Genomic DNA, 1330 nt, shown 5'->3' with positions numbered 1-1330 from the left:
CTTCTCCCCTTGTGGGAGAAGGTGGATCGGCGCGCAGCGCCGAGACGGTTGAGGGGTGTTCCAGCGGAGTGAGACGCTGGTGTTCCCTGGAGCACCCCTCATCCGTCGCCTTCGGCGACACCTTCTCCCACAAGGGGAGAAGGGGGAGCTTTATCCCCCCGCCTTCACCTTCTCAAACATCTTGGCGAGGTCGTCATTCTGTTTCATCGGTCCGGTGAAGATGGTGGTCTTCAGCATCACCTCCGGGTCGGACGGCAGCTGCAATTTCTCCAGCTCCTCCTTCGGCACCGCCGCGAAGGCCGAACTGGTCGAGCTGCCATAGCCGTAGGCCTCGATCAGGTATTTGCCGGAATCCGTCTCCAGCCGGCTGTTGATGAAATCATAGGCGAGGTCGACATTCTTGGCGTCCTTGAGCATCACGAAGCCGCAGGCCCAGGTCAGCATGCCCTCCTTGGGCTTCATGAACTCGACCGGCACGCCCTGCTTCTTGAGCGAGGTGGCCGACGCGTTCCAGGTCATGGCGGCGACCAATTGGCCGCTGGCCAGCGCCTGTTCGACGGAGGTCATGTCGGTGGTGTAGTTGGAGAGCAGCGGGCGCTGCTCGCGCAGCTTCTCGGCCACCTTGTCCATTTGCTCCGGCGTCATGTCGAACGGATTGACGCCGGCGAGCAGCGCCGCCACGACAGGCGTGTCATGCACCGCGTCGATCGTCGCCATGCGACCGGCATACTGCTTGTCCCACAAAAGGTTCCAGCTCGCTTCCGGGTTCTTCACCAGATCGGTGCGGTAGAGGATCGAGGTGTTGCCCCAGTCCCACGGCACCATCCAGACCTTGCCGTCGCCAGCCTGCAGGTCTGGCAGGTTCTTGAACACCGGGAAGATCGAGTCCCAGTTCTTGATGCGCTTGGTGTCGATCGGCTGCAGCAGGCCTTCCTTGTTCCAGCGCGCCACCTTGTCATAGCAGGGATGCGCAATGTCGGGTCGGAAGCCGGCCTTGACCTTGGTGAAGGCGTCATCGTCGTCACCGAAGATCGAGGCCTCGACGCCATCGGGATGCGCGGCAAGGAAGCTCTTGTTGAAGTCGGGCAGTTCATAGCCCGACCAGGTGAAATATTGCAGTTTGTCGCCGGCGAAAGCGACGGTCGACGACAGCGCCAGCGCGAACGCCGTCAATCCAGCGCAAACAGTCTTTGCAGAGATCGATTTCAGGTCGAATGCCATTGCAGTTCTCCTCTCTTGGTTTGTTTTGGTTGTGATGGATCCGCAGGCTTTGGCGCCGTGGCGGACAAGCCGCGATGGCGCAGGATTTCAGCTGCTGCAGCGATGACGA

The 1330-nt window shown here is 61.1% G+C and carries 1 protein-coding gene; it reads right to left on the bottom strand.

Annotated features, from left to right (window positions below; translation table 11 throughout):
* Positions 1 to 150: 150 nt before the first annotated feature.
* Positions 151 to 1221, bottom strand: coding sequence for an ABC transporter substrate-binding protein (locus EN884_RS36100; protein ID WP_024502621.1), 1071 nt, complete (start codon positions 1219 to 1221; stop codon positions 151 to 153).
* Positions 1222 to 1330: the final 109 nt, after the last annotated feature.

This window comes from Mesorhizobium sp. M7A.F.Ca.AU.001.01.1.1 (assembly GCF_004022735.1).
GTDB classification, from domain to species: domain Bacteria; phylum Pseudomonadota; class Alphaproteobacteria; order Rhizobiales; family Rhizobiaceae; genus Mesorhizobium; species Mesorhizobium ciceri.
This window is presented reverse-complemented; position numbering and strand designations above follow the sequence as displayed.